The sequence below is a fragment of the Marivirga sp. genome (assembly GCF_024636815.1).
GTDB lineage: Bacteria > Bacteroidota > Bacteroidia > Cytophagales > Cyclobacteriaceae > Marivirga.
In genome coordinates, this window is the sequence record NZ_JAGXGF010000172.1 from 1 (window position 1) to 11,657 (window position 11,657).

Sequence of the window (11,657 nt, forward strand, 5' to 3'; positions counted from 1 at the left end):
CTATCCCACCTCTAAACAGCGATTTTCTTCCTAAAAATTCCTTACAATAGCCCGCTATTGCTTCAGAATTTTTAGTTGAAACTCACTATTTACAGGCGTTCTGAATCCTAAATTAGAATCGAACTCAGGTTATTAAGGTTTAAGGACGATTTTCTTCCGGGAACCCTATTTTATCTAGTAGTTTTACATAACGAGGATCATCTTTAAGCAAGAGTAAATTAGGGTCTGTTTGTAGCCAAATCAAATCAACCTCATGTCTTTTATATGATCTTTCCAGATAATAAAAAGCACTATCTGGAATGTTAAGTCCTGCATAAGCATGGGCAGTAAAGACATTGATCATTGATTCATTTTGAGCTATTCGCTCTCGAAGCTCTTTTATAAGCATATCCCGAAGAGCTGGTTGATTGAGCTTGTCATAAGTAATGGCCAAATGTGCTATCATGGAAGCATGCCTCTTGTCGGATACTTCCAGTCCTTTTTTCAAAGTTTCTTCTGCTTTTTTATGCATACCCAATGCATTGTATAAATTGCCAAAATGGTCATAATAGGCTTCTTGGTCAGGATCAATTTCAAAACCTTTTTTAATGATTTGAAGTGCTTTATCAGTTTCTCCCATATGATAATAGGCATATGCCAAATTCCAGTAAATGGTGCCTGCAAAGGAATCTGATTTAATTTCCTGTTTACACTCCTTGATTACTTTTGTAAATTTTCTCAATATCAGATCAAGATGAAAATCGATATAACCAGACCTGCTACCTTGTTCCTTTGCTTTTTCAATCAGTTTTGCAGCCTCTTTAAAATCCCACTCGAAAAAATATTTTATCAAGGCTATATTCCAAAGAAGCAGAGGATGTTCAGGGTCAATTTCTTTTGCCTTATCGAAATATGGTTTTGCTAATTTTTTAGCCTGTTTATTACTTAGATTTCCATACCAGGTGCCTTGGGTAATGTAAGAATTACCCATCCAAATATAAGCTTCTATAAATTCAGGATCACGTTGAATAGCAGCATCAAAGTGGTTTATTGCCTTTTTACTGTTTTCCAGCGACCAATTCCCTTCCAGTAAATATTTTCCACGTAGATAATTTTCATAGGCTACTGGGTTATGTGTTATGGGTTTATTAATTGAAATGATTTCTTCTTGGGAAATATAAGTGTTAAGTGCTTCAGCAATGTTTTTAGCTATGTCAGTTTGAATGGTAAATATGTTTTCGAGCTTTCGATCGTATTGCTCTGACCAAAGGTGATTATCAGTTTTACCCTCAATAAGCTGTGCATTGACTCTTATTTTCCCGTTACTTTCTTGAACACCCCCTTCTAAGACGTAGTTGACATTTAGTTCCTTTGCTATTTCTGGTATGGATTTATCAGTGTCTTTATAGCGCATTGAAGTCGTACGAGAGATTACATGCATATCTTTCAGTGCCGTCAGGTGATTAAGTACTGCCTCCATTATACCATCAGAAAAATATTGTTGATCTGGATTATTACTCATATTAGCAAAAGGGAGGACAACTATTGATTTTTCCTGAATTAATTTCTCCTCAATTTCATTTTTTTTAGTATAAAAGAAGACAAAGATTAGCGCAACTATAATGATTAAGATGGCATAGAGTTTATAATTGATCCTTTTGACTTTCTTCTCTTTTTTTATTTCAGAGGTTGAATTTTTTATTTTACCCGGAGTCGCTCCAAAGTAATCATGAAAGGCTTTACTAAAATAGGTGGGACTGTTAAACCCTACTTTATAGGCTACTTCAGCAGCAGAGAAATCTTCTTGAAGAAGTAATTTTTTGGCTTTTTGCAACCTATATTCTCTGATAAATTGGCTAATGGATTGGCCTGTTGCATTTTTCAATTTGCGGTGTACCTGAGAACGGCTTAGCCCTATAGCATCAGCTAATTCTTCTACTCCAAATTTTTCATTGCTAAGGTTAGCTTCTAGCTTTTCTTGCAGTTTGCTAATGAATGAATTACTATTATTGGAATCTGATATACTCATTTGTATATGAATATACGAGAAATTGTTGTTATTAAGAATGATTTCATTGCTGAAATCTTTAGCAGTCTTTTTCTACATTTGGCCAACCAATTCAAATACAATGATTACATGCTATTCAAATACCTTAATTTTCTGTAAAGCTTTGTAATAATTGGTGTTCAGGAAGACTGTATTGCTATTTGCATTATTTCACTAGCTTTAAATTTTATTATTTTCATGTGTATAATATTGATTTTTATTTACCACATGAAATTGATAAGGATTATCCTAAAAAGTTTAGGTTGCTTGGAGGAATGTTATATATGCTGATGAAAATTGCATCTCTTTTTATCTCTTCTAATAAAAAAAGGGGCTATCATTCCCTCAGTGATTTTTATAGCTGATGCCAAAATTGAGGTTAATCTGAAATTAAATTGAAAACACTTACAGTTACCAACCCAAAAACTATATGTGAAATAAATAAGGCGGTAAAATAGTGTGGCAAAGGTACTCTGGGAGGTTTCCGATATACATTGAAATAGGATTTCCAAACAATAATAGCTAAGACCCCACTTAATGCGCCTACAATTATAGAGTCGAAAGTGGAAATATTAAATACACCCCAATTCCATAATAAAAAATACGCAAAGCTAAATAATATCCCAATAAACAAATGTGCTATTGAGCCAGTAGTTAAAATCTTTGTTTTTTGTTCTTTTGATAAGGCTAGGTTACCCGTCATCATTAGTCCTAAAATATGTACAACTTTGGTCTTCTTTTTAGTTAAGTTTCCATATAAGTACATCACAATAGTCATAGCAATTGTTCCTACAAATCCTGATATAATTGTTAACAGGAAAATATTTAATTCCATTTTTGGTTGTTATGATTTTATATTTTTTTGGTTAAAAATTCTATGTAGTCTTAAGGAATGTAAATAGAAATTAAACATCTATTTTTCATTTTTACATAGGCAATAAATAATAAGTCAGGAAAAATCATTTTTTGGTTAAGGGGGAACACACTATATGAGACACTACCCTCAGTAATTGAAGTTTAGAAAAGAAATAGATTTCTAACTACTTTTTCCGACCCTACCATCATTAAAGATTTCTCCCGACATTATTATATTAAATTAATCTGCATGAATCGATAAAAGCTATTATGCGTCTATCAATGCATCTCGCAATGCTTTTACATGATCATGATCTGCTTTTAGTAATGATTTTTGCGCAACTACCATGTTTTTTTGGTCTGTAGTTAGATGTTCCATTTCATTCTCCAATACATCTTGATAGGCATCTTGTGCCTTATCTTCACCATTTTCACAAGAGTTAAGAACTGCTTTACGATCTTTTCCTGTGAGCGCTGCCTTTACATCCATCCAGGTACGAAAGAATTTTCCTGAAGCTTTAGTACCTTCGGCTTTTTCACCGCCCATTGTATTTACTTCTCTAATTAATTCTTGCTTACATTTTTCACTAGTTGAAATAAATTGTGTAAACATGATTTGTAATTCTTCTTCCTCGCTTATTTCTGATGCAGTTTCATAACCTTCTATTCTGTCATTGTTGATAGTGATCAGCGAGTTTAAAGCGTCAATTGCTTTGTCATTTTCCATTATGGTTCTTTTTAAATTGTTATAAACTTTATTAAAAAAGGTGGTTTAGTAATCATTGTCCTCAGGACTGTTAGGTAAAGGGTGCTCTTTGTTTTGATTTTTGTCGTCTTTCTTTTTATTAATTTGAGTAATCTCACCTGACATATCCATATGTTCACCTTCTTTAAACTTCATTTTTGATTCACCTTCTTTCATGTAATAGCCATTGCTCATTATGACTGTTCCATTTATAAGCTTTACGTCTTCATTTAAAGGAGTCATTTCACCATTTTTCACCTTCATTACTTTTCCATCTTGGAATATGTAACCATTTGGATGGCTTTTTTTACCTTCATCATCTTTGTAGTTAGATTTATCTATGGTAGTAATCTCACCAGACATATCCATATGTTCGTCTTCTTTAAACATCATTTTAGATTCGTCTTTTTTCATATAATAGCCGTCACTCATAATGACTGTTCCATTACTGAGCGTGGTGTCATTTTCTACTCGAGTGAATTCTCCTTTTTTCACCATCATTAGATCTCCATTCTGAAGCATGAAACCATCTGGATGATTCGGGTTTTCGATGTCTGAGTAATACTTTTTTTCCGACTGAAATCCTGCTCTATTTGCGGGTTCAGTTTGTGCATAAGCACCAGCGGTGATCATGATTGTTGCGATTGATAATAGGATTTTTTTCATTATTTTGTTTTTTAAGGTTCGTTTAATTTTTAATTAAATATTGTCACTTTTATTTTGACATTCAATTGCGTGATCAAGATGCTTGCGGAGGTTAGGTAAAGTAGCCCTTGCCCAATTTTTTATCTCGCTATCATTAATGTTTTCTGCTGCTTGTTCAAATGCTTTAATTGCATCTTGATGTTCATCTACCATTTTATCGGCATAAGCTTCGTCAAAATCATTTCCTGATTTTTCATTTAAATTGGTGTAGGCATCATTAGAATCATCAGATGGAGTGCTTGGAATGCTTATATTTTTACTTTTAGCAAGTATATTTAAATCATTTTGTGATTTACTATGTGCTTCCTCCATCATTCTTCCTAATTCCTTAATATATGTCGCACTTCCATTTTGCTGTGCCAGTTGTCCTAAATGAATTTCTTTTAAGTTTATTTCGGCAGCTTCGACAAGGAATTCTGCATCTTCTTCCTGTTTGTTATTATCAAATTTTTCATCATTAAGTTCTTCAGCAGAAGCTTTGCTTCCTTGCTGGTTTTGATTATTGTCGCATGCTGCAAACAGCAAAATAGAGGCAACCAATGTTACCTGAAGCAATGTTCCTTTTATATAGTGGTTCTTTTTCATTTTGTTTTATTAAAGGGTTGATATATTGTTTATAATAGAATTCCTAAATGTGAACTTCCTCTGCTTTGTTATTACGCCAATTATCTTGGAGATATTGAGCATCTTCTTCATATACGAGCTTGAATAACAATTAAAGGTCACTAACTTTTAATAGATTAATTTACACTATCTTGGAAATGCTTTATAGGATTCACACATTATAAATCAAATAAAGGATTTTGACTATTTAACTGTTAATTGTCAGTTTAAAGAGTTCGGAATGTACAGGACACTTATTAAGATATAAGATTTGCCAGTTGTCGATTCAAATAACATTGAAGATGGTTTTTCAGATAAAGCTATAGACTTAGGCAACGCTTAATTTAAAAGTGGAATGACAATAAAAGTCATTCCACATCTATGTACATTAGAAATTCTATATGTGAATTTCTTCTACTTTATTAGTACGCCAATCATTTTTTAAGTACTTGGCATCTTCTTCATTATGAATCTGAACACCTAAAACTATGTCTCCTTTCTTGATTCCTGCTTCATAAATATTAGCGCTTGCTCGAGAAAATCCAGAATCTACGAGTGCAGCGATTATTCCTCCTGGAATTCCGCTTGCTCCTGAACCTGAAATGCCGGAGGATATGGGCCCCACTAAAATTATTACATTTCCACGTTCAATAACACTTCTTCCATTAGATCCTATTACATCTGCAATGGTACTATCATTGCTGACAATAGTTGAGTCATAAGTAGCATTTTTAATCGTGTAGGTTCCAAATTCAGTGTGTTTGTGATTACCTGAAAATTGTTTCTTCAGCGTATCGCCTGACATTACTATATTGATTTCATCTTTTGTATAACCTTTTTCTTGTAATGTCTTATAAGCATTTTCTGTACTCTCACGGTCGTGAAACATTCCTGTTAACATATCTTGGTTCGTAGATATGTTAATAGATTTTTGATTTCTATTTTCCATCATTTCAATTCTATTTACATTGTGAGTAATTTATTATAGGTTGATAATTGTATTATAAAGATCAATACCTCATAATAAATTATGTTACACAATTCTTGAAATCCTTTATAGGATTCCCACATTGATTTTAAGAGAAAAGTCGTTTTTTTTAATAATTTGATAAGCTTATTCAGAGCAAGTAAGCTATAAATCTGCTAATTCATGTTACCGTATTTAAAGTATAAACGAGAGCCATTATTTCTTATGGTTCCATTTCAACATCCTTTAATGTAGTTTTTTTATTGTTCGTTATTTTTTCAATTATAGCTATGTCACCAGTAGTTTCTAAAATTATGAAATCTATTCCATCTAAAGTAGAAAATCCATTTTGTAGAGCAGCAGTATAAAATTCCTCAATGGTTATTCTTTCTTTTTTCATAGATTGGTAGTTAAAATCACCTTTATAGAAGATTAGAGAAGGCTTGCTGGTAATTAAAGATTTCACTGCTTTTACCCTGACAGATAACCAGGTAAACAAGTATTGAAATCCAATAAAAAGTGTAAATACCACTACTCCATCTGCAAGTGGGATATTTTGATAAAGCGTAACACTTGCGAGTACTGATCATAATGCAATGGCAACGACAAAATCAAAGGCATTCATCTTTGATAAGGTTCTTTTACCGGAAACCCTCAATATAATTACCATAGTGATATAAGCCAATGGGGTGACACAGATTATGCTTAAGATGTTGTCCCAGCTATTGAACCAAATATTTTCCATTTATTTTCTTAATTAATGGAGTTGTTCATTTTTTGATAAAATATTTTTGCAAGGTTTATAGTTTTTGAACTTTACTTTATACGCTTTCCTCTTCTTCATTTTCAAGTCGTTCTTCAACTTCTGCTTCCTCACTAGAATTTGTATCTTCCATGCCTTCAGTATTATCGCTATCAGGTTCATAATTTAAACCAATCAGAATTGGAAAATGGTCTGATCCTATGTTTTCAAGTTTCTGTAGAGTCATCAGTCCAAATTCCTTAGAATATAAAATATGATCCAGTGGATAACGAAGCAGTGGAAAAGAAACATGATAGGTGTTGTGTAATCCTCTACCTTCCCTAGGATCGACTAATCCACTATAACTTCTGAAAAGCTTTGAAGTATCAGACCACGCAACATCATTCATGTCACCTGCAACTATAGTTGGATTTTCTGATTCCCTGATTTTTTTGCCAATTATAAGTATTTCTGTATCACTTTCATAAGTATCGGAACCTGGTCTTGGAGGTTCAGGGTGAACTCCATAAAAATCTATAACGGTTCCTGATGCTAAGGTGATTTTGGTGAAAATGGATGGAATATCATCTTGAACTAAAAAGTTTACAGTGCTTTCGGTCAGCTTAAGTTTGGATAATAGTATCATTCCATAGGTATTATCCAATGGACATTTGACTGAATATGGATAATCCACTTCAAGCTGTTTGATAGAGTTTGCCCATACTTGATTAGGTTCATTAATGAATAATATATCAGGATTAATCTTTTTGACAAGTGAATGGAAACGCTGTTTCTCCTGATTTTCCATCAGTATATTTGAAACCATAAGGGTAAAACTATTTTCCACATTAGGGTCATTGCTATCTTTCGCCTGAGTTTTATGAAGAGGCGTATAAACCACCACAAATTTAAGCTGATAGACTAAAGAGATTATGAGAAGTAATAATAATGGTGCCTTGTAGATCCATTTGAGTTTTATATAAATAAATGCAAGAATTATTGATATTAAAGCTAAAACAGCAATCTGAATTCTAGGGAATTCAAAAATTCTTATCCACCATTCTGCTTTGTTAATCAGCGGTAATCCTGTGACTATAAGGACGATGATACATAATATTAAGGTAAATATGCGCATTTATCTATTTTAAGAATTGCTGAAGCTTGTCGTTTAAATTTTCAGTTGCGAAAAAGTTTCTTCGTGCTATTTATTTCTGTCATTTTAATGTTGTTACTGGTATCGTCAAATTCCTTTTTTGATTCTTTTCTGCGTTTATTATAAAAATGCAGAAAGTTTACAATTTTTGATTTAACATCTATGGTATGCTTCGAAACAACATTTCCTATAGCAAACTGTAATAGGGTGCCAAATAGATTTTTTATAGGGTTGTGGGAACTGCCCACCACTAGTTTTTTGGAGAGAACTGCTGTTCCTAATCCAATTGCATTAGCTAAAAAATTACTTTTCAATTCTGAGGAAGAGGATACCTCATCAAATGTACTTTTGATTAAATTCAGAGGTTTTAAACTCTCGTAGGTGGTATGAAACTGTGCCCTAAGTAATCTCAACTCTTTAGCGCGTTTTTCTTCTAGTTCGCGAATTGTTACGGTCAATGCATCTGTCTCATTTTTCATTTGATTATTATTTACATTTTTAATTTACTGACGTGCCTTTGATTAAAATGACTACTGCAGCTAAGTGAAATAACCATAATGATGGTTTTTGAGCAATCAAGACCCAATACACTATAGTTTTTGCTTCAGCAAATATTTTATTAAGGAATTGCTAATAGGATATTTTATCAATTGGTCACGAAAAATGTGGAGGGGCAACGCTAAAAATGCATAGAAACCACCAATTACAAAAAATCCATAAAAGGTTTCGCCAAGTAGTTTTCCAATCCACATAGCTAAACCGATATTTAAAATTAAGAGCGACAATGCAACGGTAATAATAATAGCAAGAAACGAAACAAAGGATGAAGCAGTATCAGCTGATTTATCTATTGCTTTTAGTCTATACAATTTAATGGATTTTTTGCTATAGTCTTCTGCCTGTTTTAAAAGCGTTTCAAAGGATGTTGCATTGTCGTCCATAATTTACTTTTTAAGAGTTTTTAATTGATTTAATGAAAAATTAATATCCGGAATGTTCAACATCAGATGCTGCATTTTTAACATCTTTTTTCAAATTATCGTATTTAGCTTTTCCTTTACCCGCTAAAAATTGTACATCTTTTTTAGTAGTGTCAAATTTTTCCGAAATTGAATGTGAAAGTTCATTAAACTTTGAATTCAGCTGATCCATGTAGTTATCACTTTTATCCATGATCTGCTTGCGTGTTGCTGAACCTTTTTCCGGTGCTAATAATATACCTACTATTGTGCCAGCGGCAAGTCCTGCTAATGTTCCTAATACTGTTTTACTTTTGCTCATAATTGATTTAGTTTTGTGCCTCACCGAACTCACAAAGGGAGTGTGATGAAGCGGATTTAACGGTTCTTAATTTATTATATTGATTTATTTCCTGAGAAAACCTTTATCAGGATTGATATTAATGCTATTACTAGCAGAAGGTGAATAATTGCTCCTAGACTGTAGACAAAAAAACCTATTATCCAAATAATTATCATTACTACTGCAATTATATAAAGTATATATTTCATGAGGTTTTTTAAATATTTGTGTTCTTGGTTTTCATGCTGCTATTTTTATTCCTCTTCTATGGCTGCTTCCATATTTATTGCGTCAGCAATTTCTGATAAGGTTTCATCAGCCGCTTTTTCTTCATTAAGATTGGCTTCAAGTAATGATACTGCTTCAGTCAAACCCAATATGTTTGCAAACTGACGGAGGGTTCCATAGGAAGCAATTTCATAGTGTTCCACTTTTTGGCCAGCCGAAATAATGCCTGCATCACACATGGCACCTTCCTCACAAGACTCCATTATGTCTTCTGCTTCTTTGATTAAGCCTGCCATTGCTTCGCATTTTTTTGCACTTGCTTTTTTATCCATCGATTCAAAAACCTTTTCCACTCTGGTAATTTGATTTTCTGTTTCTTCAAGATGACTTTTTAGTGTATCAATCAAATCTTGAGATGTTGCGTTATTAATCATCTTAGGAATTGCTTTGATTAATGCTTTTTCTGCCCAATAAATGTCTTTCAATTCATCTTCAAATAATTTCATTAATTGAGAAGATTTCACGGGAGAATCTGCTATTTTTTGATTTTGCATTATTTTATATTTTTTTGGTTAATAATTTATTTGTTATTAAGATCGGTCAATACCGAATCAGAATTAACTTCAACCTCCTCTTCATAAGCTGACCAACTCATATGACCATTATCAGGACGTGTTGCTTCATCGACTTCAGCTTTTCGTTCCTCACTTAATGATTTATTGTCTTTTTGTACAGATTTTTCCGTTCTCTGCGTTCCTTTAGCTTCTTCCTTTAATAAGCCATTTGTTTGCTGAACATGCTCCAATGGATTATCAATAATTTGCCACTCTTCACCTAATTCCGGACTTTTGCCTTGATTCCATGGACCTTTACCTTTTTCACCTTTAGACATATTGAAATATTTATTACTGTATCTAGGGTCGCTTTGTAAAATTCCAGGAGGGAAGTTTGGTTTGATACTGTCTAAAGCAGCTTGAAACATTTGAAAGTGTGCCACTTCTCTTGTCATTAAATAACGCAGTGATTCTTTTACTAAAGGATCATCAGTATATTTTAGCAAGTTCTCATAAACCATCTTAGCACTAGTTTCTGCTCCAACATTTAATCGAAGATCAGCCGTTAAGTCTCCCATTCCCATAATATAGGAAGCATTCCAGGGGTTGCCCACACTATCAGTTAGAGTAGGGGTCCCGCCACTAACTAGAAAGAATTGAGGATTTGTCATGGCTTCATGTATGTAATCTTCTTTGGCGGCTTTCCCATCTAACATTTTGGTTAAATCAGATTCATCAGCAGCATTTTTTAGTTCTCCATTTACGCCTGTGAGAAGCATTTGAACAGTGGCGCCTACGATTTCAAGATGACTAAATTCTTCTGTCGCTATGTCCATCAACATATCATATTTATCAGGAGCGGCTTTTCTACAGCCAAAAGCCTGAACAAAATATTGCATGGCTGCTTTCAACTCGCCATTTGGCCCACCAAATTGTTCTAAAAGTAGTTTTGCGAAACGAACGTCAGGTTCAGAAACTCTGGCATTAAATTGTAATTCTTTGACGTGATGAAACATAGCTGTATTTTTTATGGTTTTATTATCATTTAAGGGGCTTAGTGCTCATGTATTATTAACCAAATTTAATGTTGTAAAATATGTAAAATGTTACATCAATATTGTGAAGATTTATATGATTCCCACATTCTTTTTTTAAGATAAAATCAAATAAATTTAATGATGCAAAAGTGGTCTAAGCTTGGGGTAAGTAGAAGAGTTTACGATAGGAAATGATAATAGTATGTTTTTATATTATATAGAAATGAGTTTCAATTTGTTTTAAATGGAATTTTCGATATTAAATGTAATTAAGAGTGCTCTGGTTGGTTTTTTATATAGCGCTCTGAAGTATGGAGGGTAGTTGTAATAATTGATCTTTTGATTTTTTAAAGGAGGCACTTTTATTATTTGATATTATTAAAAAAACTGACTTCATTTTAAGCAAAAATTAATGATGTTTAAAGGAATATTTTTATTTCCATCTGAGAAAAGTATTTTGACTTAATGTACTTTAAAATTTCAGATTTATTACTTTGTTTATCTTGAATTTCGGCTATACATCTGAACCCTATAAATGGGTGCTCGGTTTTATATGTCACAATTTGATTTATATTTGTTTTCCAATTAAGCAAATTAGTATTAACCTGAGTTCGACTCTAATTTGTAAATTCAGATTTTCATATAATTCAATAGACAAGGCGTCTTTGAGAAGATATAGCGGGCTATATCGAGGGAAGATAACGCAGTATATTGGATTATATGGAAAAGCTTTTCCTATC

At 32.8% G+C, this 11,657-nt stretch carries 15 protein-coding genes; all 15 read right to left on the reverse strand.

What is annotated here, in order from left to right; all coding sequences use genetic code 11:
* Positions 1 to 139: 139 nt before the first annotated feature.
* Positions 140 to 2,008 carry a helix-turn-helix domain-containing protein gene (locus tag Q0L29_RS12595; RefSeq protein WP_296622168.1) on the reverse strand — a complete coding sequence of 623 codons (1,869 nt, stop codon included), beginning with the start codon at positions 2,006 to 2,008 and terminating at the stop codon, positions 140 to 142.
* Between the two features lie 397 nt (positions 2,009 to 2,405).
* Positions 2,406 to 2,861, reverse strand: coding sequence for a hypothetical protein (locus Q0L29_RS12600; protein ID WP_296622170.1), 456 nt, complete (start codon positions 2,859 to 2,861; stop codon positions 2,406 to 2,408).
* Positions 2,862 to 3,149: 288 nt separating this feature from the next.
* Entirely contained in the window at positions 3,150 to 3,608 is a 459-nt protein-coding gene (locus Q0L29_RS12605) for a PA2169 family four-helix-bundle protein (RefSeq protein ID WP_296622171.1), read from the reverse strand.
* Between the two features lie 45 nt (positions 3,609 to 3,653).
* Positions 3,654 to 4,292 (reverse strand): DUF6799 domain-containing protein, encoded by a 639-nt coding sequence (locus Q0L29_RS12610; RefSeq protein WP_296622174.1) that lies wholly within the window; start codon positions 4,290 to 4,292, stop codon positions 3,654 to 3,656.
* A gap of 33 nt (positions 4,293 to 4,325) precedes the next feature.
* Positions 4,326 to 4,916, reverse strand: a complete 591-nt coding sequence (locus Q0L29_RS12615; protein ID WP_296622175.1) for a DUF4142 domain-containing protein — start codon at positions 4,914 to 4,916, stop codon at positions 4,326 to 4,328.
* A gap of 415 nt (positions 4,917 to 5,331) precedes the next feature.
* On the reverse strand, positions 5,332 to 5,823 hold the full coding sequence (locus tag Q0L29_RS12620) for a hypothetical protein (RefSeq protein WP_296622177.1): 492 nt from the start codon (positions 5,821 to 5,823) through the stop codon (positions 5,332 to 5,334).
* Between the two features lie 301 nt (positions 5,824 to 6,124).
* On the reverse strand, positions 6,125 to 6,433 hold the full coding sequence (locus Q0L29_RS12625) for a YetF domain-containing protein (protein ID WP_367275782.1): 309 nt from the start codon (positions 6,431 to 6,433) through the stop codon (positions 6,125 to 6,127).
* A gap of 54 nt (positions 6,434 to 6,487) precedes the next feature.
* Positions 6,488 to 6,646: a hypothetical protein gene (locus Q0L29_RS12630; RefSeq protein WP_296622180.1), complete on the reverse strand. Its 159-nt coding sequence runs from the start codon at positions 6,644 to 6,646 to the stop codon at positions 6,488 to 6,490.
* Positions 6,647 to 6,722: 76 nt separating this feature from the next.
* Positions 6,723 to 7,778: an endonuclease/exonuclease/phosphatase family protein gene (locus Q0L29_RS12635; RefSeq protein ID WP_296622181.1), complete on the reverse strand. Its 1,056-nt coding sequence runs from the start codon at positions 7,776 to 7,778 to the stop codon at positions 6,723 to 6,725.
* 41 nt (positions 7,779 to 7,819) lie between these two features.
* On the reverse strand, positions 7,820 to 8,275 hold the full coding sequence (locus Q0L29_RS12640) for a hypothetical protein (RefSeq protein ID WP_296622183.1): 456 nt from the start codon (positions 8,273 to 8,275) through the stop codon (positions 7,820 to 7,822).
* Positions 8,276 to 8,386: 111 nt separating this feature from the next.
* Positions 8,387 to 8,737, reverse strand: a complete 351-nt coding sequence (locus Q0L29_RS12645; RefSeq protein WP_296622184.1) for a hypothetical protein — start codon at positions 8,735 to 8,737, stop codon at positions 8,387 to 8,389.
* Positions 8,738 to 8,777: 40 nt separating this feature from the next.
* Positions 8,778 to 9,077, reverse strand: a complete 300-nt coding sequence (locus Q0L29_RS12650; RefSeq protein ID WP_296622186.1) for a YtxH domain-containing protein — start codon at positions 9,075 to 9,077, stop codon at positions 8,778 to 8,780.
* 74 nt (positions 9,078 to 9,151) lie between these two features.
* Positions 9,152 to 9,307 carry a lmo0937 family membrane protein gene (locus Q0L29_RS12655; RefSeq protein WP_296622188.1) on the reverse strand — a complete coding sequence of 52 codons (156 nt, stop codon included), beginning with the start codon at positions 9,305 to 9,307 and terminating at the stop codon, positions 9,152 to 9,154.
* Positions 9,308 to 9,352: 45 nt separating this feature from the next.
* Complete coding sequence (locus tag Q0L29_RS12660) at positions 9,353 to 9,880, reverse strand: ferritin-like domain-containing protein (RefSeq protein WP_296622191.1); 528 nt, start codon at positions 9,878 to 9,880, stop codon at positions 9,353 to 9,355.
* A gap of 26 nt (positions 9,881 to 9,906) precedes the next feature.
* Positions 9,907 to 10,896, reverse strand: a complete 990-nt coding sequence (locus Q0L29_RS12665; RefSeq protein ID WP_296622193.1) for a manganese catalase family protein — start codon at positions 10,894 to 10,896, stop codon at positions 9,907 to 9,909.
* Positions 10,897 to 11,657 lie beyond the last annotated feature (761 nt).